Source organism: Streptomyces sp. KPB2, from assembly GCF_003950055.1.
Taxonomy (GTDB): domain Bacteria; phylum Actinomycetota; class Actinomycetes; order Streptomycetales; family Streptomycetaceae; genus Streptomyces; species Streptomyces salinarius.
The window spans coordinates 5,838,575-5,862,126 of record NZ_CP034353.1 but is presented as its reverse complement, the minus strand read 5'-3'; the positions used below and the strand labels follow the sequence as shown (position 1 = coordinate 5,862,126).

Below are 23,552 nucleotides of genomic sequence, written 5' to 3'. Positions count from 1 at the left end.
CCGACCGGCTCCGCGCGTGCTCAGTCGTCCCGGTCGCCGTCGGCGCTCCCCGTCGAGGAGGCGTCGTGCCACTTGGGGTCGTTCTCCCACTCGAGGTTGCGCTCGCGGGCCGTCTGCATCGCGTGCTCGGCCTCCGTGCGGGAGGCGTACGGCCCGAAGCGGTCCCGGCCCGGGCAGTCCGGGCCCTCCTCGACCTTCTGGTGCTCCAGGCAGTAGTACCACTCGCCCGGTTTGCCGACCGTGCGCTTCTTGAACAGGGCCATGGACAGCTCCTCTCGCCACCGACATGTTCCCCCATGCGTGCTGGTTAGACTCGCTGCATGTCTGGCCAGTCGCTGCTCGTCCCAGGGGAGCTGTCCCCCACCCGTTCCGTGCCCGGAAACATCCGCAGGCCCGAGTACGTCGGCAAACCCGCGCCGACGCCGTACACCGGTCCGGAGGTGCAGACGCCCGAGACCGTCGAGGCGATGCGCGTGGCCGGGCGGATCGCGGCGCGGGCGATGGAGGAGGCCGCGAAGCACATCGCGCCCGGCGTGACGACGGACGAACTGGACCGGGTGGCGCACGAGTACATGTGCGACCACGGCGCCTACCCGTCCACCCTCGGCTACCGGGGCTACCCCAAGTCCCTGTGCAGCTCGGTCAACGAGGTCATCTGCCACGGCATCCCCGACTCCACGGTGCTGCGCGACGGCGACATCGTGAACCTGGACGTGACGGCGTACATCGGCGGGGTGCACGGCGACAACAACGCGACCTACCTGGTCGGCGACGTGGACGAGGAGAGCCGGCTGCTGGTCGAGCGGACCCGGGAGTCGCTGGCCCGCGCGATCAAGGCGGTCAAGCCGGGCCGGCAGATCAACATCATCGGCCGGGTCATCGAGTCGTACGCGAAGCGGTTCGGGTACGGGGTGGTGCGGGACTTCACCGGCCACGGCATCAACACGTCGTTCCACTCGGGGCTCATCGTCCCGCACTACGACAGCCCGCACGCGACGACCGTCATGCAGCCCGGGATGACCTTCACGATCGAGCCGATGCTGACGCTGGGGACCCACGAGTACGACATGTGGGACGACGGCTGGACGGTCGTGACGAAGGACCGCAGGCGGACGGCGCAGTTCGAGCACACGCTGGTGGTGACGGACTCGGGCGCGGACATCCTGACGCTGCCCTGACAGACACCGATACACGTCCGCACGTCGTTCGACGGCCCGCTCTCCCCGGAGGGCGGGCCGTTTCGCGTCCGGGTGGGTACGCTTTTACCGACAGCCCGTCGGCAAGCCTATTGACTTAGGTAAGCCTAACCATAGAAAATCATGCTCATGGACTCCTTCTCGACGCTCATCCGCACCGCTTCCCACGAGCAGCACGTGGAGGCGGAGACCTCGACGTTCATGAGCGACCTGCTCGGCGGCCGGCTCGGCGTCGACGCGTACGCGCGCTACACCGAGCAGCTGTGGTTCGTCTACGAAGCCCTGGAGACCACCGCCGGACGGCTGGCGTCGGACCCGGTGGCCGGGCCGTTCGTCCGGCCTGAGCTGCTGCGGCTGGCCTCCCTGGAGCGGGACCTGGCGCGCCTGCGCGGCGCCGACTGGCGCGCGGGCCTGACCGCCCTGCCCGCCACCGAGGCGTACGCGGCCCGGGTGCGCGAGTGCGCCGAGGAGTGGCCTGCGGGGTACGTCGCGCACCACTACACGCGCTACCTGGGCGACCTGTCCGGCGGGCAGATCATCCGCGACAAGGCCGAGCGGACCTGGGGCTTCGCCAGGAAGGGCGACGGGGTCCGGTTCTACGTCTTCGAGGAGATCTCCAACCCGGCCGCCTTCAAGCGGGAGTACCGCGACCTGCTGGACGGCATCCGCGCGGACGACCTGGAGAAGCAGCGGGTGGTCGCCGAGTGCAAGCGCGCCTTCGCGCTGAACACGGCGGTCTTCCGGGCGCTGGGCGAGGAGTTCCCGCTGTCCGCCTGAGTCACCCGCTCTCCGTCCGGGTCACCGCTCCAGGCGCACCCGCCCGCCGATCTCGACCCAGCCCTCGGGCTGCGGTGCGGTGAGGATCTGGGAGCCGACGCCCTGGGTGATGTTGAGGGCGCGGCCCAGCCGTGCGGTCAGCAGTAGCGCCGCCGCGCCCGTCGCCTCGTCCTCGTCGATGCCGTCGTCGCGCCCGGGGAAGGCGCGGGCGCGCACCCGGCCCGCCGCCTCGTCCTCCCACGCCCAGGCGTAGATCCACTCCCCCTTGGGCGGCACCGCGAGGTCGTCGACCTCGGCGACGGTGGCGTACTGACGCAGGGTGCGCGGCGGGGCCCACTCGGGCCGGGCCTCGATCCAGCTGAACTCCCCGTCCAGCCGGGCGCCCACCACCCCGGCCGGCGTGACGAGTTCGGGCACGTCGAGCAGCCAGGCGGTGCCGACGCAGGGGTGGCCGGCGAAGGGCAGGCGCAGGGTGGGCGTGTAGATGTCGACGACGCCGCGCTCGGGGTCGTCGACGAACACGGTCTCGCTGAAGCCGAGTTTGGCGGCCAGCTCCTGCCGCCGCTCGGGCTCGGGCAGTACGGATCCGTCCCGGACGACGCCCAGTTCGTTGCCGTATCCGCCGTTCGGCGCGCAGAAGACCCGCAGTACGTCGTAGTCGGTCACCGGGGCATTCAAGCATCGTCCGCGGGCGGCCAGAGCGGGGTGGGGGCCTCGTCGTACGGAAGGGTGGCGAGCGCGTCCGCGTACCCGCGTTCCAGGGCGGCGCGTCGGCGTTCGGTTCCCGGTCCGGCGGGGCGCTCCGACAGCCGGGACAGGCGCTCCGCGTGGCCCTCGGCGACCGCGTCGGCGGTCCGGCGCCACTCCGCCTCGTCCGGCAGCCGGGCCAGCACCGTACAGGCCGGTTCGGCGCCCTCCGCCAGCGCCGCCACGGCCCGGTCGTGCCCGTCCAGGATCAGCCACCCGTCGAGGAAGGACACCCACCACAGCAGGACCGGGGCGAGCGTGCCGTCCCGGGCGTGCTTGCGGTACGCCTTCACGCGCGGCGCGTCGGGCGGGGAGAGCGGGCGCAGGGGCAGAACGCCGTGCCAGCCGCCTCCGCAGAGCAGTTCGAGGACGGTGTCGGGCCAGTCCCGTACGAAGTCCTCGGTCCAGATGCCGGGGGCGAACGACGTGCGTGCGGTGAGCGACCAGCGTCCGTCGTGCAGCGGCCCGTGGGGCGTGTCCTCCAGCCACCGGGCGCAGCGGTGGCGCCAGTCGGTGTCCGGTGCGCGCATCGACGCGGCGCGCAGGGGCGGCAGCGGGGAGCGGTGGCCGGGCAGCCGGCGCAGATGCAGCTCGCGGCAGCAGCCGTCGCCGTGCCACCGAGCCCGGGTGAGGGGGCCCTCGCCCTGGTGGAGCGTGGGCGGGCCGCCGTCCCGGGCCCGAACGAAGCGCAACGGCGGTGGGCCGGGGCGGCCCCGCACGTCCAGGACCAGGGGTCCCCCGGTCGCTTCCCGCACCGCCCGTTCCATCCGGCCAGTATCGGGTCTGGGCCGCCCCGGCCCGCAAGGGATTACTCGGCGGACTGTCCCTGGGCCCGCCGCCTGCGCGTCGCGTACACCGCGCCCGCGCCGACCACGACCGCGACGCCGGCCGCCGCGCCCAGCGCCGGGCCGGGTATGTCCGAGCCGGTGGAGGCGAGGCTGCCGCCGCCGAGGGAACCGCCGGTGGTCGTGCCGGTGCCGCCGACGGTCGATCCGGTGCCTCCGGCGGTGCCCGTGCCCCCGCCGGTGGAGCCGCCCGCCGTGCCGGAGCCGCCGCCCGTGCCGCCGGACGTGTCCGAACCGCCGCCGTCCGGCAGTCGGGCGTCGTCGCTGAGCGCCACCGACAGGTCGACGGTGTCGAGCGCGGTGCCCGCCCGGTAGAAGTCGCCGAAGGCCTTGGCGCCGGCCGCGGTGAGCGTGGCGGCGACGTCGTCGACGGTGACGACGTCCTGCGCGGCCTTCAGGTCGCCGGACTTCGCCACGAGGTCGGCCAGGACCACGCCCTTGGTCTGGGTGCCGAGGCTGTTCACGTCGGCGCGGAGGGTGCCGGTGCCGCCGTCGAGGGTGGCCTTGAGGTTGCTGAGGGTCAGGTCGAGGCCGTAGGAGCCGCCCGACTCGTGGCCCTTGAAGTTGACGGCGCCCTTGAAGGTGGCGGTCAGCTTGTCGGCGTCGGTGTCGTAGGTGCCGGTGGCGTCCTTGAAGGTGAACGCGCCGTTCCCGGCGGCCTGGGTGGCACCGCCGGAGACGGTGACCCGGCCCTTGGCGACGGTGCCGACGACGTAGGCGCGGAAGGACTCCTTCACGCCCCAGCCGAGGGTGCCGTCGGCGATCTCGTCCTTGGTGGGGGCGGTGGTCGCGGGGGCCGTGGTCGCGGGGGCCGAGGGCGCGGCGCTGGTGCTCGCCGTGGGGCTCGGTTCCCGGGTGGCCGGCGTGGTCTGCGGGCCGGTCGGTTCCGGGTCGGTGGTCGGCTCCTTGGACGGCTCCCCGGTGGTGGGCTCCCCGCTGGGCCCGGTCGTGGGACCTGTCGTGGGACCGGTGGTGGGTTCCGTGGTCGGCGGCGTCTTCTTGACCACCGTCAGCGGGTCTCCCGCCGCGCCCGCGTAGCCGTCGCTGCCGAGGTACTCGCCCGCCTCGGTGGTGAGGGTGGTCGCCATGTCGGTCATCGTGCGGGTCACGGCGACCTTGGCGAGCGGCACGTCGTCGCCCTTCTTGGTGGGCGTCGCGCCGGAGGTGTCGACCGTGGTCACGTCGGCGGTGATCTCACCGGCGCCGCTGTCGAAGCGCACGTCGGTGAGCGTGACCTCGAAGTGGTGCGCGGCGGAGGCGCTCACCAGCCTGCCCCGGAAGGCGAGGTCGACGGTGTGCGCCGTGGTGTCGTAGGTGCCGGTGCCGTCGGTGAAGGTGAAGGCGCCGTTGCCCGCGGCCTGGCCGGCGCCCTCGGAGGCGGTGAAGCTGCCGAACATGCCGACGTACGTCCGGTAGGACTGCTTGATGCCCCAGGTCAACTCGTAGTCGGCGAGCGCGGCTTCGGCCGCGGAGGCGGTGGTGGCGCCGCCCAGGGCGGCGAGGGCGGTCGCGCCGAGGGCGGTGGCCGTGGCCACGGCGGCGGCGAGTGCGGTGGAACGGCGTCGTCTGACGGGCATGGGTCGGTTCTCCTGGCTGTCGGGGGGCGGGAGTGGTCAGCCCTGGTCCGGGTCCGAGGGGGACGCGGCGGGCCGGGCGCGGCGCCTGCGGAGGGCGGCGGCCACGAGGGCCGCGGCCGCCAGCAGCAGGGCGCCGGCCGTGAGGGAGACGGGAAGTGCGGGGAAGCCGCCGTCGTCGGTGGTGCTCGCGACGGGCGCGGCGGAGGTGTCCGGGGTGGTGGTCTTCCTGGGCTGCGGGCTCACGCTCGGGGTGGGATCGCTGCCGAGGTCGGGCAGGGCGGGCAGTTCCGCGTCGGCGGTGAGGGCGACGGCCAGGGAGACCGGGTCCATGTCGGTGCCCGCCCGGTACAGGCCGCCGAAGGCCTCGGCGCCGCGTGCGGTGAGCTTCGCGGGGGCCTCGGTGAGCCGCACCAGGCCGTCGGCCGGTTTCGGTTCGCCGGCGGTGAAGGTGACCAGGGGCACCTTCTTCTCCTTGACGTCCGGGCTCGTCACGTCGGCGTACAGCGTGCCCCTGCCGTCCTTCACGGTGACCCGTACGCCGCTGAGGGTCAGGTCGAGGCCGTGGGCGCCGGTGAAGCGCACCGCGCCCTCGAAGTCGGCGGTGAGTCGGCCGTCCCGGTAGGTGCCCTCGCCGCCGGGGAAGCGGAAGAGCGCGCCGCCGTCCTGGGCGCCCGCGGACAGGGCCCACGTGCCGTCGGCGATGTCGCCGGTGACGTACTCGCGGAAGGTGCGGCGCACGCCCCAGTCGACGGCGCCGTCCCGGATCGCACCGCCGGACGTCATCGCGGGCTTCGGCGACTCGGCGGACGGCGAGGGGGTGCCGGACGGCTGCCTCTCCTGCCCCGGCGCGGGCGCCTCGACGTCGGCGGACAGGCTCACCGGGTCGAGCGCGGTGCCGGCGGTGTAGTACCCGGCGAAGGAGCGGGCGCCCTCGGCGGTGAGGGTGGCGGGGAGGTTGTTCAGGGTGACGGTGCCGCCGCCGCCCCGCATGTCGATGCCACCGAGGGAGAGGGAGGCGAGGGGCACCTGACGGGACGTCGTGACCGTCCCGGTGTCCTTCGCCTTGCTGGTGACGTCCACGTGGAGCGTGCCGGTGGAGCCGGAGATGCTCACGGTGGGACGGCTGAGGGTGAGGTCGAGCTGGTGGCCGCCGCCGCTCGTGGGGTGGCCGAGGAAGTGCACGCCGCCCGAGAAGGCGGCGCGGAAGGCGCCGGTGGCGGGGTCGTAGGTGCCGGTCGCCGAGTGGAAGCGGAAGGTACTGCCGCCGACGGTCGCCGCCCCCTGGGTCAGCGAGTAACTGCCCTTGGCGATGGGCCCGGTGACGTAGCTCTGGAACGAGGACTTGATGCCCCAGTCGAGCCGTCCGCCCTGCACGGTCCGGCTCTCGGCGTGGGCGGCGGTCACGGACAGCAGGGCGCCGAGAACGGCCGCGCACACCACGGTGACCAGGGCGCGAAGGCGGGCGGGCATGCGAAGTCCTCCGGATCGGGGGGCCGGTAGCGAAGTAAGGCAAGGCTAACCTAAGCTCTAACTGACTGATACGGCAGTCGACGAAAGGACGGGACGGAACCGTGCGACGCTTGCGCAACCGACTGGCGGGAGCACTGCTGTCCGTGCTCGCCCTCGCCCTGACCGCGACGGGATGCGGAGACTCCTCCCGGGCGGCCTCCGGGGCCGCGTCCGGGGCCGGGGCCGACTCGGCGACCGCCCCGGCCGAGGGGTCCGTCGCGAACCGGGTCGAACCGCTCGCGCGGAAACCCGAGCCCCGGCTCCCGGTGACCGTCCGGTCCGCCGACGGCGAGCAGGTCACGGTGAAGGGCGCCGAGCGGGTCGTCCCCCTCTCCGGCAGCCTCAGCGAGATCGTCTTCACCCTCGGCCTCGGCGACCGGGTCGTCGCCCGGGACGTCACCGCCACCTTCGAGCAGGCGGCGCGGCTCCCGGTGGTGACCCGGGGCCACGACGTCTCCGCCGAGAGCGTGCTGTCACTGAAGCCCGACCTGGTGCTCGCCGAGACCACCACGGGCCCCGGGGAGGCGGTGGACCAGATCCGCGCCGCCGGGGTCCCGGTGCTCTTCGTCGAGGCGGCGAAGGGCCTGGACGACGTGGGCCCGCGCATCGAGGCGGTCGCCGACGCGCTCGGCGTACCGGCAGCCGGGAAGGAGCTGACCCGGCGCTCGGAGCAGCGGATCGAGGCCGTACGCGCGGAGGTTCCGCACGGGGAGAAGCCGCGGGTCGCCTTCCTCTACCTGCGCGGCTCGGCCTCCGTCTACCTCATCGGCGGCAAGGACTCCGGCGCCGGTTCGCTGATCGAGGCGGCCGGGGCGGTGGACGCCGGGGCCGCCTCCGGCCTCGGCAAGGACTTCACCGCCATCACCAGTGAGGCCCTGGTCAAGGCCGCGCCGGACGCGATCCTGGTGATGAGCAAGGGACTCGAATCCGTCGGCGGCGTCGACGGGCTGGTGAAGATCCCCGGTGTCGCCCAGACCCCGGCCGGGATGGACCGCCGGATCGTCTCCGTCGAGGACGGCGTACTGCTCAACTACGGCCCGCGCACCGACCAGGTGCTGAAGTCGGTCGTGGCGCAGCTCCACGGCGAGGACGGCGCCAAGTGACCGTACTGGACAAGCCGGTTGACACCTCGGCGCCCACAGAACCCATCGCCCCCCGCGCCCGGCGCTCCACCGCCTGGCTGCTGACCGCCGCCCTCGCGGCCGGCCTGCTGGTCCTCGTCCCGGTCGCGGCCGGCACCGGCGCCTACCCGATCCCGGTCGGCGACGTGCTCGGCTCGCTGCTGCACCGGACGGGGCTCGGCGGCACGGAACTGGACCGGGTGGCCGAGTCGGTGCTGTGGAACGTGCGCTTGCCCAGGATCGTGCTCGCGCTGCTCGTCGGCGCCTCGCTGGGCTGCGCGGGCGCGCTGATGCAGGGCGTGTTCGGCAACCCGCTGGCCGAGCCGGGCGTCATCGGTGTCTCCTCGGGTGCGGCGGTGGGCGCGGTCGCCGCCATCGCGTTCGGCCTGAACTTCCTCGGCACCTGGACGGTGTCCGCTTTCGCCTTCGTCTCCGGGCTGGTCACCGTCCTGGTCGTCTACGCGATGTCCCGCTCGGGCGGCCGTACGGAGGTCGTCACGCTGATCCTGACGGGCATCGCGGTGAACGCCTTCGCGGGCGCGCTGATCGGGCTGTTCCTGTTCTTCGCGGACACGGCGGCGGTCAACCAGATCGCCTTCTGGCAGCTGGGCTCGCTCGCCCAGGCGACCTGGCCGAAGGTGCTGGCGGTGCTGCCGTGCGCGGCCCTGGGCCTCGGGCTCGCCCCGCTGTACGCCCGCCGGCTGGACCTGCTCGCCCTCGGTGAACGCCCGGCCCGGCACCTGGGCGTGGACGTGGAGCGGCTGCGGATCGTCCTCGTCCTGGTGATCGCGCTGCTGACCGCGGCGGCGGTGAGCGTGGCCGGGGTCATCGGCTTCGTGGGGCTCGTCGTCCCACACCTGCTGCGGATGGCGGCGGGCCCCGGGCACCGGTTCCTGATCCCGGGCAGCGCCCTGCTCGGCGCGCTGGTGCTGCTCGCCGCCGACCTGGCCGCCCGCACGGTCGCGGAGCCGGCCGAGCTGCCGCTCGGGGTACTGACGGCGCTGCTGGGCAGTCCGTTCTTCTTCTGGCTGCTGCGCCGCACCCGGCGCCGGCAGGGAGGCTGGGCATGAGAAAACCGAGACTGCCGCGGCTCGTACCGTCGTCCCGTCCGGCGCCGCCGCCCCCGCCCGCGCCCGGCGACGTCCTCGCCGAGGCCGAGCGGGTGCGCGTGCACCTGGGCGGCCGGCCGGTCCTCGACGGCGTGGACGTGACGGTCCGCGCGGGCGAGGTGCTCGCCCTGGTCGGCCCCAACGGGGCGGGCAAGTCCACCCTGTTGGGCGCGCTGGCCGCCGACGTCCCGGCCGCCGAGGGCGTCGTACGCGTCCACGGCCGAGCGGTGACGGCATGGTCGGCGCCCGAACTCGCCCTGCGCCGGGCCGTGCTGCCCCAGTCGGCGTCGCTGTCCTTCCCGTTCGCGGTGGAGGAGGTGGTCCGGATGGGCCGGGCGCCCTGGGCGGGCGGCGACCGGGAGGACGAGGACGACGCGGCCGTGGCCGAGGCGATGGCGCGCACGGAGGTGACCGGCTTCGCCGGGCGCCCGTTCTCCGCGCTCAGCGGCGGCGAGCGGGCCCGGGTCGCGCTCGCCCGGGTCCTGGCCCAGCGCGCTCCCCTCCTGCTGCTCGACGAGCCGACGGCGGCCCTGGACCTCAGGCACCAGGAACTCGTGCTGCGGCTGTGCCGGGAGCGGGCGCGGGCCGGGGACGCGGTGGTGGTCGTCCTGCACGACCTCGCGCTGGCGGCGGCGTACGCGGACCGGGTGGCGGTCCTGCGCTCCGGCCGGATCGCGGCGGACGGCCCTCCGGCGCGGGTGTTCGCCGAGGAGCTGCTGTCGGAGGTCTACGACCAGCCGGTGGAGGTGTTCCCGCACCCGCGCACCGGGGCGCTGCTCGTCGTCCCGCACCGAACCCCGTGACGCCCCGCCGTCCCCCGGCAGGCCATCCTTGGCACACCTTTGACCTTCCTATGAACACCTCATTGAGCCACCGTGACCGACCCGTGCTCATACACCGTCCATGAGATTCGGATCACCGCACGGACGGGTTTTGCTTAGGAAATCCTTAGGTATGTTAGGCCAGCCTCACCTTCCCTCAGAGGTCCGTCACGCGCACTTTTCGGCCATCCCTTGGAGCCCCGCATGCGAGCCGCCAGACTCTCCGCCGTCACCGCCGTCGCCACCGTCGCGGCCCTGGCCGCCGTCACGGGCTGCACGGAGAAGAGCGGTGCCGAGGACGGCGAGCACGTCATCACGGTGACGGCGACGGACGACACGTGCGAGGTCTCGAAGTCGGAGTTCCCGGCCGGGCACGTCGAACTGGCCATAGAGAACAAGGGTTCCAAGGTCACCGAGGTCTATCTCCTCTTCCCCGACGACCGGGTGGTCACCGAGCGGGAGAACATCGGCCCCGGCACCAAGCAGCGGGTCACCGCCGAGGTGAAGGCCGGCGACTACCGGATCGCCTGCAAGCCCGGCATGAAGGGCAAGGGCATCCGCCAGGACGTGAAGGCCACCGGCGGCAAGGCGGCCGAGCGCGACCCCCGGCTCGACAAGGCCGTGGCCGCCTACCGCCAGTACGTGCAGGCGCAGGCCGACGAGACCCTGCCGAAGGCCGAGGCGTTCGCGAAGGCCGTCGAGGCCGGTGACCTGGAGGGCGCGAAGAAGGCGTACGCCACCTCCCGCATCGGCTGGGAGCGCACGGAGCCGGTCGCGGAGTCCTTCGGCGACATCGACCCGAAGGTGGACGTCCGCGAGGACGGCCTGGAGGAGGGCCAGGACCCGGCGACCGACTGGACCGGCTGGCACCGCCTGGAGAAGGCGCTGTGGCAGGACGGGAAGATCGGCGACCGGGAGAAGGAGCTGGCCGCCACCCTGGTCACCGACCTGAAGGACTGGCAGAAGCGGGTCGGCAAGGCGGACATCACCCCCACCTCCATGGCCAACGGCGCCAAGGAACTGCTCGACGAGGTCGCCACCGGCAAGGTCACCGGCGAGGAGGAGCGCTACTCGCACACCGACCTGGTCGACTTCAAGGCCAACGTCGAGGGCGCGCAGAAGTCGTACGAGCTGCTGAAGCCGGTCGCGAAGGAGAACGACGCGGCGCTGACGACCGAACTGGACCGCCAGTTCGGGGCGCTGAACAAGCTGCTCGACCAGTACCGTCCGAGCACCTCCTCCTACGAGTTCACCTCCTACGACAAGGTCGGCAAGGCGGACCGCAAGGAGCTGTCGGACGCGGTCAACGCGCTGGCGGAGCCGCTGTCCAAGCTCGCCGCGGCCGTGGTCACCAAGTAGGCGCGGGGAGACGACGATGACGGACACCGAGCCCTCCTCCCCCGACCCCGGCAGGGCCCCCGCCCCCTCCCGGCGGGCGCTGATCGGCTGGGGCGGCGCGGGCCTCGCGCTCGGCGCCGCCGCGGCGGCCGGCGGTGCGGTGGCGATGGACCGCACCGGCGACGACGTGGACCCGGCCGGCGCCGACGCGGGCTCCGCCGTCCCCTTCCACGGCGCGCACCAGGCGGGCATCGCCACGCCGGTGCAGGACCGGCTGCACTTCGCGGCGTTCGACGTGACGACCGAGGACCGGGCCGCGTTCGTCGCGCTGCTCAAGGAGTGGACGGCGGCGGCCCGCGCGATGACCGCCGGTCACGCGGTGGGCGAGGGCGCCTACGGCGGCCTGCCCGAGGCCCCGCCGGACGACACCGGCGAGGCGCTGGGCCTCAAGCCGTCCCGGCTGACCCTCACCATCGGCTTCGGCCCGTCCCTCTTCACGAAGTTCGGCCTCGCCGACCGGCGCCCCGAGGCCCTGGCCGACCTGCCGAAGTTCCCCGGGGACAACCTCGACAAGGCGCGCAGCGGCGGCGACCTGTGCGTCCAGGCCTGCGCCGACGACCCGCAGGTCGCCGTGCACGCGATCCGCAACCTCGCCCGGATCGGCTTCGGCAAGGTCGTCGTGCGCTGGTCGCAGCTCGGCTTCGGCAAGACCTCGTCCACGACGCCCGACCAGCAGACGCCCCGCAACCTGCTCGGCTTCAAGGACGGCACCCGCAACATCGCGGGCACGGAGAAGGACCGCCTGGACAAGTTCGTCTGGGCCGCCGAGAAGGACGGACCGGCCTGGATGGCGGGCGGTTCGTACCTCGTCGCCCGCCGCATCCGCATGCACATCGAGACCTGGGACCGGGCCTCCCTGCAGGAGCAGGAGGACGTGTTCGGCCGCGACAAGGGTGAGGGCGCGCCGGTCGGCAGGGCGAAGGAGCGCGACGAGCCGTTCCTGAAGGCGATGAAGCCCGACGCGCACGTCCGGCTCGCCCACCCCGACTCCAACGGCGGGGCGACGCTGCTGCGCCGCGGCTACTCCTTCACCGACGGCACCGACGGCCTGGGTCGCCTGGACGCCGGTCTGTTCTTCCTCGCCTACCAGCGCGACGTGCGCACGGGCTTCATCCGCGTCCAGCGCAACCTGGCGACGGACGCGCTCAACGAGTACATCCAGCACGTGGGTTCGGCGGTCTTCGCCGTGCCGCCCGGCGTCCGCGACGCGGACGACTGGTGGGGCAGCACGCTGTTCGGCAAGGAGGCGTAACCGTGTTCTCCAACTACCTGATCGGACTGCGCGAGGGCCTGGAGGCTTCCCTCGTCGTCTGCATCCTCATCGCCTATCTGGTCAAGACGGACCGCCGGGACGCCCTGAAGCCCATCTGGGCGGGCATCGGCGTCGCGATCGCCATCGCACTCGGCTTCGGCTGCGCGCTGGAGTTCGGCTCGCAGGAGCTGACGTTCAAGGCGCAGGAGGCGCTGGGCGGTTCGCTCTCCATCCTGGCCGTGGTCCTGGTGACGTGGATGGTCTTCTGGATGCGCCGCACCGCCCGGCACCTGAAGGCGGAGCTGCACGGCAGGCTGGACGCGGCCCTGGCGATGGGCACCGGCGCGCTGGTGGCCACCGCGTTCCTGGCGGTCGGCCGGGAGGGCCTGGAGACGGCCCTGTTCGTGTGGGCGTCGGTGCACGCGGCCAGCGACGGCACCCCGCGCCCGCTGATCGGCGTGGCCCTCGGGCTGGCCACCGCCGTCCTGCTGGGCTGGCTGTTCTACCGGGGCGCGCTGCGCATCAACCTGGCCCGGTTCTTCACCTGGACCGGCGGCATGCTGGTCGTCGTGGCGGCGGGCGTCCTCGCGTACGGCGTGCACGACCTCCAGGAGGCCGACCTGCTGCCGGGCCTGACGAAACTGGCCTTCGACATCAGCGACACGATCGACCCCTCCAGCTGGTACGGCACCCTGCTCAAGGGCGTGTTCAACTTCCAGCCCGATCCGACCGTCCTCCAGGTCACGGTGTGGCTGCTGTACCTGGTCCCGACGCTCGCGCTCTTCCTCGCCCCGGTAGGGTTCGCCTCCGGGAAGGGGAAGGTGAAGGAACCTGATGAGCCAGGACCGCGGCCCTCGAAGGCCCCGCAGGCTTGAGAAGTGCGCGCTCATATCCGCCTCGGCGACCGCTTTGTCGTTGGCGGCGAGCGGATGCGTGGTGGTGCACGGTGAGCGCGAGGTGCTCCCCTCGGCCACCCGGGCCGAGGCCGCCAAGGCGCTGGAGCAGTTCACCACCGCGTACAACAAGGCCGACAAGGCGTTCGACGCCGATCTGGACGCCGACCGTACGACGGGCGCCCTCGCCGCGATCGACTCCGCGCGGCTGGAGGCGGGCGCGGCCAACCACCCGGACGGCAACCCGACGCACACGCCGCTGGAGTTGAGCGACGCCGAGTTCACCATCCCGAAGAAGGCGGGCTGGCCGCGCTGGTTCCTCGCGGACACCAAGGCCAACAAGGGCGGCGACGCCCGCTGGCTTCTGGTGTTCACCCGCGACGGCCTGGAGGACACCTGGGAGGCGGCGTATCTGACGCTGGTCGCCCCGGGCAAGGTGCCCGAGTTCAAGACCGACGCGGACGGCTGGGCGGAGGCCGTGCCCGCGAACGCGACCGACGTGAGCATGCCGCCGGCCGAGCTGAGCAAGGGCTACACGACGTATCTGCAGGACGGCGGGAAGACCTTCGCGGACGGGACGCACACCAGTTCCTGGCGCGCGCTGCGCGAGAAGCGGTCGACCCGCCCCGGACTGGCCACGCAGTACATCGACGAGCCGCTGACGAACGGCGACTACGCGCCGCTGGCGCTGCGGACGAAGGACGGCGGGGCGCTGGTGTTCTTCACCACCCGGCACTTCGAGAAGCAGACCGCCGCGCGGGGCGCGTCGGTGCCGACGCCGAACAAGGACGTGCTGGCGCTGACGGACGGCGAGATCAAGCAGTCGCTGACGATGGAGTTCGTCTCCAACGAGGTGGCGCTCGACCCGGCGGACGGGCCGGTGTCGGTACTGGGCCGCGTCCAGGGCCTGACGTCGGCGAAGGGCGAGTAGCCGCCGCGTCCGTCGCGGATCCTCAGCGGCGCAGGGGCCAGGCGGCACCCGCCTGGTCGCTCTCCTCGCCGGCGTGCCGGGCGCAGGCGTCGGTGAGGGTCTCCAGGAGGGTCAGCGGGTCGGGCAGCGGGTGCTCGGCGCCGCGTACCCAGTGCACGCTCCGGCCCTCGCCGGGCAGCCGGGCCGGCGGCACCAGCACGTAGGACCCGCGGCAGTGCCAGCGCAGTCCGGGGTGCTCGTCCATGGTCTCGGGGTGGCAGTCCAGCTCGCAGGGCCACCACTCGTCCTCGTCCTCGGGCGTACCGCGGGTGAGGGTGAAGAACATCATGCGCCCGTCGTCGCTCTCGGCGACCGGGCCGACCTCGACACCGGCGTCGAGCAGTCGCCCCAGCGCCTCGCGACCGGCCTGGAGCGGCACGTCGAGGACGTCGTGCACCATGCCGGTCGCGGTGATGAAGTTGGCCTCGGGCTGGTGCCGGGCCCAGCGCTCGATCTGGGCGCGGTCGGTGGTGGACTGCGTCTGCCAGGCGAACGACACGGGGTGCCGGGCCGGGGTGGGACAGCCCACGCGGTCGCAGGAGCAACGGTATCCGGCGGGGTGCGCGGCGGGCGCCAGGGGCAGTCCCGCACCGGCGGCGGCGAGCAGCAGGTCCTCCCGGCCACCGTCTCCGGCGGCCTCCTTGGGACGGCGTCCGCGCAGCCACGAGGAGAGTTTGCCCTGCAGACCGCTCCGACCGCCGAACTCCGCGCTCATCTATCCCCTTGCCCTCACCGTCGTGCGCACCAGCATGCCCTATCGTCCCACCATTTAGCGCTTCGGGGTCGCGAAGGGACAAACTTCCCTGGTCAGGCCGACCCGCTCAGCGAGGGGCGAGCCCGTGCAGCGCGTAGTCGACGAGGGTGTCGGTGTAGGCGTGGGAGAACGGCCCCGTGTGCTGGAGCCAGCGCTGGGCGAGCGGGGAGACGAAGAGCTCCAGGGCGATCCGCGGGTCGATGTCCTGCCGCACCTGTCCGGCCTTCTGCGCGGAGCGCAGCCGGTCGGCGTGGAGCTGAAGCGACGGCTCCAGGAGCCGCGCCACGAAGGTCCGGCCCAGTTCCTCGTTGACGACGCCCTCCGCGGCCAGGGCGCGGTAGGGGGCCTCGAACCTCGGATCCCGCAGTTCATCGACGGTGGCACGCAGGACGGCCTTGAGGTCGGCGGCGACGTCACCCGTGTCCGGAATGGTGTACGCCTCCTCGCCGGCGGCCTCCACGAGCCGGTCGCCGAGGTCGAGGAAGGCCTCCAGCAGGACGTCCGCCTTCGAGGACCACCAGCGGTAGATCGTCTGCTTGCCGACGCCGGCGCGGGCGGCGATGCCCTCGATGGTGGTCTTGGGGTAGCCGACCTCGCCGACCAGCTCCAGGGCGGCGTCGTAGATGGCCTGGCGGGACCGCTGGCTGCGCCGGGTGGCGTCGGGGTGCGGCCGCTCGGCGGCGGTGGCGGGCGGGCGGGTGGACTTCTGTGTGGCCATGCTCCGAAGCTACCAGGTTGACAAGACGCCGCGTCTCGCTGACGGCCGGGCTCAGCGACGCGGCGCCCGAGCGTTCTCCAGGTAGTGCAGAACGGCCGCCACCCGCCGGTCGACCTGGTCGGCCGGGGACAGGTCGAGCTTGGCGAAGATGCTCCGGATGTGCTTGTGGACGGCCCCGTCGGTGACCACGAGCCGCCCGGCGATGGCACTGTTCCCCAACCCTTCGGCCATCAGACCGAGCACCTCCCGCTCCCGCGGACTGAGCCGCTCCAGCCGGGTGTCCTGCCGCGTCCGGGTGAACAGCTGGGCGACGACCTCCGGATCGATGGCGGTGCCACCGCCCGCCACCCGCCCGAGCGCGTCCATGAACTCCTCGACCCGGCCGACCCGTTCCTTGAGCAGATACCCGAGGCCGCCGACCCCGCCGGTCAGCAGGTCGGTGGCGAAGGACTGCTCCACGTACGCGGAGAGCACCAGAACGGCGAGTCCGGGACGCCGCCGCCGCGCCTCGACGGCCGCGCGGACGCCTTCGTCGGTGTGGGTGGGCGGCATGCGCACGTCCAGGATGGCCACGTCGGGCTCGTGCGCGTCGATGGCGTCCAGCACCGACTCGGCGGTGTCCGCGGTGGCCACCACGTCCATCCCCTCGGCCCGCAGCAGCAGGGCGAGCCCTTCGCGCAGCAGCGGGTCGTCCTCGGCGATCACGATCCGCAGGGCGCGGTGCACGTCACGTTCCACGGGGAGGTCCACTTCCAGGTCGTCGGGCCGCAACGACCTTACTCGGTGGCGCGGTTGACGACGCCCGTCACTTGTCCCCGGCCGGCCAGGGGTCGCCCCAGGCCGCGTCCCGGGCCGCCTTGTACAGGTCGCCGTGGCGCTTGGTGACCGTCCGGCGGCTGATCCGCTCGTCGGGTTCGCACAGGTCGAGCAGGACCTGGCCCTTGCGGATCTGCGGGCGCCGGACCACGCGGGAGGGGGCGGGTTCGGCGGGGAGCCGGGTGGCGGCGACGTAGCTGAACTTCTCGTCCTCGTAGGCGAGGGAACCGCTCTTGACCTGCCGGTGCAGGCTGGACCGGCTGACGCGGGCCGCGAAGTGGCACCAGTCCGTGCCGGGCACGATGGGGCAGGCGGCGCTGTGCGGACAGGGCGCGGCGACCCGGAACCCGGCGGCGATCAGCCGGTCGCGGGCCTCGATGACGCGGGCGTACCCGGCGGGGGTGCCGGCCTCGACGATCACGACGGCCTGCGCGGCGCCGGCGGCGGCGTCGACGAGGGCGGCGCGGTCGGACTCGGTCAGCTCGTTGAGTACGTAGGACACCGTGACGAGATCGGCACTCCCGACGCTGAGCCCGGCTCCGATCCGGGCGCGCTGCCAGCGGGCGTCGCGCAGGGCGGGGAGCGAGGCGGCGATCTCCCGCCCGAGGGCGAGCGCGGGCTCGGCCCAGTCGAGCACGGTCACCGGGCGCGGGCCGTCCCAGGTGTCGCTGACGGCCCAGGTCGCGGCACCGGTGCCGCCGCCCACGTCCAGGTGGCTGCCGGGTGCCCAGTCCGGCACGGCCGCGGCGAACTCGGCCAGCGCGGAGCGTACGGCGGCGAAGGTGGCGGGCATGCGGTACGCGGCGTAGGCGACGACGTCGGCGCGGTCGCGGAGGATGGGGGCGTCGGTCGGGGTGTCCCCGCGGTAGTTGGCGATCAGCCGCTCCACGGCCTGCGCGGCCTGGCGGGGCGGGAGCCCGTCGACGAGGTCGGCGAGGGTGGCGCGGAGGGTGTCGGCGGGGTGGTTCACCTGGCGATTGTACGAGGCACTCCGTGGGGTGCGGGGTGGGTCCGCGGGGTGGGCCCACCGGCCCGGGGTTGCCCGGTCACCCGTCGCGGGTGTGGGGGCGGGGTGGGTCACGCGGCCCGGCGTTACGGGGTGCCCGGCGCGGGTGCGGGCGCGGCGTGGGAAACGCAGGCCGGCGCTGGCCGGGTGCCGCTGCGCCCACCCGTGCCGCCCCAGCGGCACGACTGCCCGCAGCTACGGCGGCATGGCGGGTGCCCGCAGCTGGGGCGGCATGGCGGGTGCCCGCAGCTGGGGCGGCATGGCGGGTGCCCGCAGCTGGGGCGGCGTGGCGACTGCCCGCAGCTGGGGCGGCGTGGCGACTGCCCGCAGTGAGGGGCAGCGTGGCGGCTGCTTACAGCGACGGCGGCGACGGCATCGGCGGGGAGCCGCGTACGGCGGGGACGGGGCAGTGACGTGGGGCGACGGAGAGCCGCGTACGGCGAGGAGGGGGCGGGGCGGGGGGTGTCCGCCCGCAGCGGTTGGCGCGTCAACAGAGCCCACTTCTGTGGCCGACCGATTCCGCGCCGTTCCGAGGACGGACACCCCCCGGCACGCCCCCGACCCACCCACCGAACCCAAGGCGCAACGCGCACCCCCACCCCACCCGCACAGGCGCCGCAGGCACCCCGCACCACCACCGAACCCCACACCGGCGCCGCAGGCACCCCGCACCACCCACCGCCGGAGGCACCCGCACCGGCGCCGCAGGCATCCGCACCCGCTCGTCAGACCCGTACCGCTCGGGCCACCCTCGTGCACAGTGCGGCGCGGGGGCCGTTGGAGGCGGGGCGGCGGCGGGGGTGGACGGTGTTGGCGAGGAGGATGGCGAAGGTGTCCGTCGCGCGGTCGAGGACCAGCATCGTGCCGGTGAAGCCGGTGTGGCCGGCCGTCCCGCGCCCCGCCAGCTCGCCCATGAACCACGGCTGGTCGAGGACGAAGCCGAGCCCCGGTTCGGTGAAGAGCAGCTCCACGAAGTCGGGTCCCAGGATCCGTGCCGGCCCGTGGGAGCCCCCCGCCAGCAGCGTCCGGCTGAAGACAGCGAGGTCCCGCGCCGTCGAGAACAGCCCCGCGTGACCGGCCACCCCGCCCAGCGCCCACGCGTTCTCGTCGTGGACGACCCCGCGCAGCATCCCCCGGTCCACCTTGGCCCAGGGCCGCCGCTGGTCCTCCGTGGCCGCCGCGCCGGGGCACGGCCCGAAGCGCGTCGCCGTCATGCCCAGCGGCCGGGTGATCCCGTCACGGACGAGCACGTCGAGGGTGCGGCCGGTGATGCGCTCCAGGACCTGCTGAAGGAGCAGCATGTTCAGGTCGGAGTAGCAGTACGTGCCGGGCACCCCCACCGGCGGCTCCGCGCGCAGCCGCCGCAGCCGTTCCTCATCGTCGGCGCAGTCGTACAGCGGGAGTTCGGGCCGCAGCCCGGAGGTGTGGGTGAGCAGCTGTCGTACGGTGACCCGGTGCCGGGCCGCGGCCCGGAAGTCCGGCAGGTAGGCGGCGACCTCCGCGTCGATGCCGAGCGTGCCCCGCTCGATCTGCTGCACGGCGGCGACCGCGGTGAACAGCTTCGTCAGGGAGGCCAGGTCGAAGGGCGTGTCGACGCTCATCGGCACCCGGGAGTCCGCCGGCAGCTCCACGCCCGTGTCGCTGTACGGCTCGTAGGCGGCGTAACGCACCGCCCACCCCGCCGCCTCCTCGACGGCGAGCACGGGCCCGCGCCCGACGGCCACCACGGCGCCCGCGGCCCAGGGGCGTTCACCGGCCGTGAGGTCGTGCACCTGGGCGACGACACCGCGGAGCCCCTCGGGATCGAGCCCGGCCCGCTCCGGGGTGTCGCCGCGCAGTCTCGGAGCACTCAGTTGTCCGCTCCCTTGCCAACTCCCTGCCCGCGGCACATGGTCACGAGGAAGCCGAGCGCCACCACCGCCGCCGCCAGCTGGACCACGGCCATCGGTACGGCGGTGTCCTCCCCGGCGATCCCGACCAGCGGGGAGGCGACGGCACCGATGAGGAAGGAGGACGTGCCGAGCAGCGCGGAGGCGGAGCCGGCGGACTGCCTGACCCGCATCAGGGCGAGCGCCTGGGTGTTGGGCAGGCTGATGCCCATCGCGGACATCAGCACGAACAGCGCGGCGGCGACCGGCCCGAGCCCGACCTCGCCGAAGACGCCCAGGGACATCAGCAGCAGCGCGGTCGCGGCGGCGATCACGACGAGGAGACCGAGGCCGAGCACCCGGTCCAGCCTGACCCGTCCGACCAGGATCTTGCCGTTGATCTGCCCGACCACGACGAGCCCGATCGAGTTGAGGCCGAACAGCAGGCTGAACGTCTGCGCGGAGGCCCCGTAGATCTCCTGCATGACGAACGGCGACGCCGCGACGTAGGCGAACAGCGAGGCGAAGGCGAATCCGCCCGCGAGCATGTACCCGGTGAAGGCGCGGTCGGCGAGCAGCCCGCGCATCGCGCGCAGGGTGTCGCCGACGCCGCCCGCGTGCCGCTCCGCGACGGGCAGCGTTTCGGGCAGCCTGGCCCACACGACCACCCCGAGCACCACGCCGACCACGACGAGGACGACGAACACGCCCCGCCAGTCGGTGAAGCGCAGGATCTGCCCGCCGATGAGCGGCGCGACGACGGGCGCGACGCCGGAAATCAGCATGAGGGTGGAGAAGAAGCGGGCCATGGCCACACCGTCGTACAGGTCGCGTACGACGGCGCGGGCGATGACGATCCCGGCGGCGCCCGCGAGTCCCTGGACCAGCCGGAAGGCGACGAGGACCTCGACGGTGGGCGCGACGGCGCACAACGCGGTGGCGACGACGTAGACGGCGAGCCCGGCCAGCAGCGGACGCCGGCGTCCCCACTTGTCGCTCATGGGGCCGACCACGATCTGTCCGAGGGCCATGCCGGCCAGGCAGGCGGTGAGCGTGAGCTGGACGGTGGCGGCGGGCGCGCTCAGGGACCGGGTGACCTCCGGGAGTGCCGGGAGGTACATGTCCATCGCCAGCGGAGGCGTGGCGGTGAGGCTGCCGAGGATGAACGTGACGAGCAGACCGATACGGCGGGTGGCGGCCGACGTACGGGCGGCCGGCCCCGTTCCCGGTCCGGCCGCCGGTCCGGCCGCCCGTACGGGCCCCCCGGTGTTCACGTGTGACGATGACGGCGTTGACGACGATGACGGCGTTGGCGACGTGGTCATGTCCGGTGACCGATGCGGTATGGACGGCCCGCGCTCGGGCATGTGCCCCTCCCTCTCCTACGGATCCGCCGCCTATGCTCTCAGCTCGTACGCGTTTGAACGAACCTGAGCGAGGGTGGGGCAGGGTGTCAGCGGTGACCGGGCAGAAGGTGCGCTGGGGGATTCTCGCGACCGGCGGGATGGCGGCGCGATTCACGGCGGATCTGGTCGATCTGCCGGACGCGGAGGTCGTGGCGGTGGCGTCGCGGACCGAGGCGTCGGCGAAGGCGTTCGCGGAGCGGTTCGGGATACCGCGGGCGTACGGCGGCTGGGAGACGCTGGCGCGGGACGAGGACGTCGACGTGGTGTACGTCGCCACCCCGCACTCGGCGCACCGGACGGCGGCCGGCCTGTGCCTGGAGGCGGGCCGGAACGTGCTGTGCGAGAAGCCGTTCACGCTGAACGCGCGCGAGGCGGCGGAACTGGTCGCGCTCGCCCGTGAGAAGAACGTCTTCCTCATGGAAGCGATGTGGATGTTCTGCAACCCGCTGGTGCGGCGCCTGAAGACCCTGGTCGACGACGGCGCGATCGGCGAGGTCCGCAGCCTCCAGGCGGACTTCGGCCTGGAGGGCCCCTTCCCGCCCGCGCACCGGCTCCGCGACCCGGCGCAGGGCGGTGGCGCACTGCTGGACCTCGGGGTGTACCCGGTGTCGTTCGCGCAGCTGCTGCTCGGTGAGCCGTCGGACGTCGCCGCCCGCGCGGTGCTCTCCGAGGAGGGCGTCGATCTGCAGACGGGTGCGCTGCTGAGCTACGACGGCGGCGCCCTCGCCTCCCTCCACTGCTCCATCACCGGCGGTACGCCCAACTCCGCGTCGATCACCGGCTCCGAGGGCCGCATCGACGTACCGAACGGCTTCTTCTTCCCGGACCACTTCGTGCTGCACCGCACCGGCCGGGAGCCGCAGGAGTTCCGGGCCGACCCGGCGGACGGGCCACGGGAGAGCCTGCGGCACGAGGCCGAGGAGGTGATGCGGGCCCTGCGCGCCGGGGAGAGCGAGTCGCCGCTGGTCCCCCTCGACGGCACGCTCGCCGTGATGCGGACGCTCGACGCGATCCGGGACCGCGTCGGCGTCCGCTACCCGGGAGAGACGGGAGGAACGGGGGAATCCGGAGAGGCGGCGGAGCCGGTCGTCACGCCGGCTTGAGCCCCGGCTCCCCCACCTCCGTCACGAAGGACCCGGCGGTCGTGAGCGGCGCGCCCTCGGTGCTGACGTGGGACACCGTCTTGAAGTCGGCGCGCGCCGACCGGCGGCCCAGGGACACCGTGGCGTAGCCGCGCCGCCCGTTGAAGAACTTCAGGTGCGGGTTGGCTGCCATGAGGGTGTCCCAGTTGGACGGCTTCTCGGAGCCGTCGCCGCCGCTGGTGATCGAGGTGGTGACGATCTCCGTGCCCAGGGTCCGGGAGTCCGGGTCGTCGAAGTCGCGCTTGATGTCGAAGCCGTAGGAGACGTGCACGTCGCCGGTGAGGACCATGAGGTTCTCGATCCCGGCGGCCTGCGCGCCGGCCAGCACCCGCTCGCGGGAGGCGGGGTAGCCGTCCCAGGAGTCCATGGAGACCTTGGACGGCGTGGTGGTCATGTTGTACCGCTGGGAGAAGGTGACCTGCTGGGGCACCACGTTCCACAGGGCGTCGGACCGGTGCCAGCCGTTGATCAGCCAGCGCTCCTGGGCGTCGCCGGTGAGGGTGCGGCCCGGGTCCTCGGACTCGGGTCCGGGGAACTGCCAGCCGTCCCCGTAGGCCTGGTTGGAGCGGTACTGGCGGGTGTCGAGCACGTCGAACTGGGCGAGGCGCCCCCAGTGCAGACGGCGGTAGAGCTGAAGGTCGGGGCCGTCGGGCAGCTGGGGCCTGCGCAGCGGCATGTTCTCCCAGTAGGCGCGGTAGGCGGCGGCCCGGCGGATGAGGAACTCCTCCGGCGGGACGCTGTTCTCCGGCGTCTCGTCGGCGTAGTTGTTCTCGGTCTCGTGGTCGTCCCAGGTGACGACGAACGGGTGCGCGGCGTGCGCGGCCCGCAGGTCGGGGTCGGACTTGTAGAGGGCGTACCGCAGCCGGTAGTCCTCCAGCGTCACCGTCTCGTGGTTGAAGTGGGCGGGCAGGGTGCCGGCGGGGTAGGCGCGGGAGCCGCCGGTGGCGTTGACGGCGTACTCGTAGAGGTAGTCGCCGAGGTGGAAGACGACGTCGACGTCCTCCCGGGCCAGGTGCCGGTACGCGGTGTAGTAGCCCTGGTCGTACTTCTGGCAGGAGACGACGCCGAAGGTGAGGTCGGCGACCCGGCTGTGCCGCGCGGGTGCGGTGCGGGTGCGGCCGGCCGGGCTGACGTAGCGGCCGGCGCGGAAGCGGTAGTGGTAGACGTGGCCGGGCGCGAGGTGGCCGACCTCGACGTGCACGGTGTGGTGGAACTCGGGGTGGGCGGTGGTCCGGCCCCTTCTGACGACGCGGCGGAACCGTTCGTCCAGGGCCACCTCCCAGCTCACTTCGACGCGTTTGGCGGGCAGCCCGCTGTCGGCCTGGTACGGGACCGGGGCCAGGCGCGTCCACAGCAGTACGGAGTCGGGCTGCGGGTCGCCCGAGGCGACGCCGAGCGTGAAGGGGTCGGCGGTCAGCTGCGCGGCGTCCAGCTCGGCGGCGCTCGCGGTCCCGGCGGCCGGCAGGTTCACGGAGAAGGCGAGCGCGGCGGCGGCGCCGGTCACGGTCAGGAAGCGGCGGCGGCCCAGGCTGCGGGCGGCGGCACGGAGTTCGGGCGCGTGCGAGGACTGCGACCGGGCCGGGCTCGGGACCGGGGTCGGGACCTGGTGGTTCGCGGGTGTCATCCG

The 23,552-nt window shown here is 73.4% G+C and carries 22 protein-coding genes; 10 read left to right on the top strand and 12 right to left on the bottom strand.

From position 1 onward, the window contains the following. Nucleotides 1–20: 20 nt before the first annotated feature. Nucleotides 21–263 carry a hypothetical protein gene (locus D1J63_RS26350; RefSeq protein WP_164712983.1) on the bottom strand — a complete coding sequence of 81 codons (243 nt, stop codon included), beginning with the start codon at nt 261–263 and terminating at the stop codon, nt 21–23. A gap of 57 nt (nt 264–320) precedes the next feature. Here D1J63_RS26350 and map point away from each other — a divergent pair, with 57 nt between their 5' ends. Together map and D1J63_RS26340 are read left to right on the top strand one after the other, a co-directional pair. Next, a complete protein-coding gene (gene map, locus D1J63_RS26345; RefSeq protein WP_030403983.1) occupies nt 321–1,178 on the top strand; it encodes a type I methionyl aminopeptidase in 858 nt (285 codons plus the stop codon). A gap of 147 nt (nt 1,179–1,325) precedes the next feature. Beyond that, on the top strand, nt 1,326–1,973 hold the full coding sequence (locus D1J63_RS26340; RefSeq protein WP_125632229.1) for a biliverdin-producing heme oxygenase: 648 nt from the start codon (nt 1,326–1,328) through the stop codon (nt 1,971–1,973). Between the two features lie 21 nt (nt 1,974–1,994). Here the strand turns inward: D1J63_RS26340 and D1J63_RS26335 are convergent, their stop codons facing one another. Genes D1J63_RS26335 through D1J63_RS26320 form a run of 4 tightly spaced genes read right to left on the bottom strand, consistent with a single transcriptional unit; the run spans nt 1,995 to nt 6,612 of the window. Further along, the gene (locus D1J63_RS26335) at nt 1,995–2,639 is read right to left on the bottom strand and encodes a PhzF family phenazine biosynthesis protein (RefSeq protein WP_102930102.1); all 645 of its coding nucleotides are present in this window, start codon (nt 2,637–2,639) and stop codon (nt 1,995–1,997) included. Between the two features lie 8 nt (nt 2,640–2,647). Continuing rightward, the gene (locus D1J63_RS26330) at nt 2,648–3,487 is read right to left on the bottom strand and encodes a hypothetical protein (protein WP_164712982.1); all 840 of its coding nucleotides are present in this window, start codon (nt 3,485–3,487) and stop codon (nt 2,648–2,650) included. Nucleotides 3,488–3,528: 41 nt separating this feature from the next. After that, the gene (locus tag D1J63_RS26325; RefSeq protein ID WP_125632227.1) at nt 3,529–5,142 is read right to left on the bottom strand and encodes an HtaA domain-containing protein; all 1,614 of its coding nucleotides are present in this window, start codon (nt 5,140–5,142) and stop codon (nt 3,529–3,531) included. Between the two features lie 36 nt (nt 5,143–5,178). Beyond that, nucleotides 5,179–6,612, bottom strand: a complete 1,434-nt coding sequence (locus tag D1J63_RS26320) for an HtaA domain-containing protein (protein ID WP_125632225.1) — start codon at nt 6,610–6,612, stop codon at nt 5,179–5,181. Between the two features lie 101 nt (nt 6,613–6,713). Here D1J63_RS26320 and D1J63_RS26315 point away from each other — a divergent pair, with 101 nt between their 5' ends. The 7 genes from D1J63_RS26315 (at nt 6,714) to D1J63_RS26285 (ending at nt 14,176) form a co-directional block, all read left to right on the top strand. Next, a complete protein-coding gene (locus D1J63_RS26315) occupies nt 6,714–7,754 on the top strand; it encodes an ABC transporter substrate-binding protein (RefSeq protein WP_125632223.1) in 1,041 nt (346 codons plus the stop codon). Continuing rightward, the gene (locus D1J63_RS26310; RefSeq protein ID WP_125632221.1) at nt 7,751–8,842 is read left to right on the top strand and encodes an iron ABC transporter permease; all 1,092 of its coding nucleotides are present in this window, start codon (nt 7,751–7,753) and stop codon (nt 8,840–8,842) included. Before D1J63_RS26315 ends, D1J63_RS26310 begins: the two co-directional genes overlap by 4 nt. Then, nucleotides 8,839–9,684, top strand: a complete 846-nt coding sequence (locus D1J63_RS26305) for a heme ABC transporter ATP-binding protein (protein ID WP_125632219.1) — start codon at nt 8,839–8,841, stop codon at nt 9,682–9,684. The genes D1J63_RS26310 and D1J63_RS26305 overlap by 4 nt, the downstream gene beginning before the upstream one ends. Before the next feature lie 222 nt (nt 9,685–9,906). Then, nucleotides 9,907–11,061, top strand: coding sequence for an iron uptake system protein EfeO (gene efeO, locus D1J63_RS26300; protein ID WP_125632217.1), 1,155 nt, complete (start codon nt 9,907–9,909; stop codon nt 11,059–11,061). Between the two features lie 16 nt (nt 11,062–11,077). Further along, nucleotides 11,078–12,352, top strand: coding sequence for an iron uptake transporter deferrochelatase/peroxidase subunit (gene efeB, locus D1J63_RS26295; protein ID WP_125632215.1), 1,275 nt, complete (start codon nt 11,078–11,080; stop codon nt 12,350–12,352). Nucleotides 12,353–12,354: 2 nt separating this feature from the next. Further along, entirely contained in the window at nt 12,355–13,227 is an 873-nt protein-coding gene (efeU, locus tag D1J63_RS26290) for an iron uptake transporter permease EfeU (protein ID WP_125632213.1), read from the top strand. Continuing rightward, nucleotides 13,187–14,176, top strand: coding sequence for a hypothetical protein (locus D1J63_RS26285; protein WP_164712981.1), 990 nt, complete (start codon nt 13,187–13,189; stop codon nt 14,174–14,176). The genes efeU and D1J63_RS26285 overlap by 41 nt, the downstream gene beginning before the upstream one ends. Nucleotides 14,177–14,198: 22 nt before the next feature. Here D1J63_RS26285 and D1J63_RS26280 read toward each other — a convergent pair whose 3' ends face one another. From D1J63_RS26280 to D1J63_RS26250, 6 genes are all read right to left on the bottom strand, one after another. Further along, entirely contained in the window at nt 14,199–14,930 is a 732-nt protein-coding gene (locus D1J63_RS26280; RefSeq protein ID WP_102931771.1) for a bifunctional DNA primase/polymerase, read from the bottom strand. Between the two features lie 106 nt (nt 14,931–15,036). Then, nucleotides 15,037–15,687 (bottom strand): TetR/AcrR family transcriptional regulator, encoded by a 651-nt coding sequence (locus tag D1J63_RS26275; protein ID WP_102931770.1) that lies wholly within the window; start codon nt 15,685–15,687, stop codon nt 15,037–15,039. 51 nt (nt 15,688–15,738) lie between these two features. Beyond that, nucleotides 15,739–16,401, bottom strand: a complete 663-nt coding sequence (locus D1J63_RS26270; RefSeq protein WP_164713233.1) for a response regulator transcription factor — start codon at nt 16,399–16,401, stop codon at nt 15,739–15,741. A 91-nt stretch (nt 16,402–16,492) separates the two neighbouring features. After that, nucleotides 16,493–17,473 carry a small ribosomal subunit Rsm22 family protein gene (locus D1J63_RS26265; RefSeq protein WP_125632209.1) on the bottom strand — a complete coding sequence of 327 codons (981 nt, stop codon included), beginning with the start codon at nt 17,471–17,473 and terminating at the stop codon, nt 16,493–16,495. A 761-nt stretch (nt 17,474–18,234) separates the two neighbouring features. Continuing rightward, complete coding sequence (locus tag D1J63_RS26255) at nt 18,235–19,398, bottom strand: serine hydrolase domain-containing protein (RefSeq protein WP_176155411.1); 1,164 nt, start codon at nt 19,396–19,398, stop codon at nt 18,235–18,237. Beyond that, complete coding sequence (locus tag D1J63_RS26250) at nt 19,359–20,744, bottom strand: multidrug effflux MFS transporter (RefSeq protein WP_125632205.1); 1,386 nt, start codon at nt 20,742–20,744, stop codon at nt 19,359–19,361. The genes D1J63_RS26255 and D1J63_RS26250 overlap by 40 nt, the downstream gene beginning before the upstream one ends. Nucleotides 20,745–20,836: 92 nt before the next feature. On the opposite strand from D1J63_RS26250, the gene D1J63_RS26245 reads away from it, so the two are divergent. Next, nucleotides 20,837–21,886 carry a Gfo/Idh/MocA family oxidoreductase gene (locus D1J63_RS26245; protein WP_164712980.1) on the top strand — a complete coding sequence of 350 codons (1,050 nt, stop codon included), beginning with the start codon at nt 20,837–20,839 and terminating at the stop codon, nt 21,884–21,886. Here the strand turns inward: D1J63_RS26245 and D1J63_RS26240 are convergent. Next, on the bottom strand, nt 21,873–23,549 hold the full coding sequence (locus D1J63_RS26240) for an alkaline phosphatase D family protein (protein WP_125632201.1): 1,677 nt from the start codon (nt 23,547–23,549) through the stop codon (nt 21,873–21,875). The two genes, D1J63_RS26245 and D1J63_RS26240, sit on opposite strands and share 14 nt — an antisense overlap. Nucleotides 23,550–23,552 lie beyond the last annotated feature (3 nt).

Bases quoted from the DNA above. Each gene is read 5' to 3' on its own strand.
- D1J63_RS26330 (WP_164712982.1), bottom strand. From the start codon at position 3,487: ATGGAACGGGCGGTGCGGGAAGCGACCGGGGGACCCCTGGTCCTGGAC.
- D1J63_RS26285 (WP_164712981.1), top strand. From the start codon at position 13,187: ATGAGCCAGGACCGCGGCCCTCGAAGGCCCCGCAGGCTTGAGAAGTGC.
- D1J63_RS26280 (WP_102931771.1), bottom strand. From the start codon at position 14,930: ATGAGCGCGGAGTTCGGCGGTCGGAGCGGTCTGCAGGGCAAACTCTCC.
- D1J63_RS26325 (WP_125632227.1), bottom strand. From the start codon at position 5,142: ATGCCCGTCAGACGACGCCGTTCCACCGCACTCGCCGCCGCCGTGGCC.
- D1J63_RS26275 (WP_102931770.1), bottom strand. From the start codon at position 15,687: ATGGCCACACAGAAGTCCACCCGCCCGCCCGCCACCGCCGCCGAGCGG.
- D1J63_RS26340 (WP_125632229.1), top strand. From the start codon at position 1,326: ATGGACTCCTTCTCGACGCTCATCCGCACCGCTTCCCACGAGCAGCAC.
- efeB (WP_125632215.1), top strand. From the start codon at position 11,078: ATGACGGACACCGAGCCCTCCTCCCCCGACCCCGGCAGGGCCCCCGCC.
- D1J63_RS26320 (WP_125632225.1), bottom strand. From the start codon at position 6,612: ATGCCCGCCCGCCTTCGCGCCCTGGTCACCGTGGTGTGCGCGGCCGTT.
- D1J63_RS26250 (WP_125632205.1), bottom strand. From the start codon at position 20,744: ATGCCCGAGCGCGGGCCGTCCATACCGCATCGGTCACCGGACATGACC.
- D1J63_RS26305 (WP_125632219.1), top strand. From the start codon at position 8,839: ATGAGAAAACCGAGACTGCCGCGGCTCGTACCGTCGTCCCGTCCGGCG.
- D1J63_RS26240 (WP_125632201.1), bottom strand. From the start codon at position 23,549: ATGACACCCGCGAACCACCAGGTCCCGACCCCGGTCCCGAGCCCGGCC.
- efeO (WP_125632217.1), top strand. From the start codon at position 9,907: ATGCGAGCCGCCAGACTCTCCGCCGTCACCGCCGTCGCCACCGTCGCG.
- D1J63_RS26350 (WP_164712983.1), bottom strand. From the start codon at position 263: ATGGCCCTGTTCAAGAAGCGCACGGTCGGCAAACCGGGCGAGTGGTAC.
- map (WP_030403983.1), top strand. From the start codon at position 321: ATGTCTGGCCAGTCGCTGCTCGTCCCAGGGGAGCTGTCCCCCACCCGT.